Consider the following 222-nt stretch of genomic DNA (forward strand, 5'->3'; position numbering starts at 1 on the left):
TTTCATAATTTTTTCCTTTTGATGAAAAAATGAAACAATGCAACCTGGCGATCTTAACTTTAAAGACCCATGGCTTTCCGACCTCACCTCACGGTAAGTTAGGCTAGATTGTCGGGAACAACATTGAACCCGAAATGATTGACTCCCAGATGTTTCTCTCAGCCGACATTTCTGATATGCGCATTACCTATCGTGTCGATAGATAACTCAGTCAAAGGAATT

At 40.1% G+C, this 222-nt stretch carries 1 riboswitch.

Features of this window, described 5'->3' with window-relative positions:
* Positions 1–35: 35 nt before the first annotated feature.
* A riboswitch (cyclic di-GMP riboswitch) is annotated at positions 36–114 on the reverse strand.
* Positions 115–222: the final 108 nt, after the last annotated feature.

Source organism: Methylophaga sp. UBA4204 (genome assembly GCF_002379485.1).
Lineage (GTDB): Bacteria > Pseudomonadota > Gammaproteobacteria > Nitrosococcales > Methylophagaceae > Methylophaga.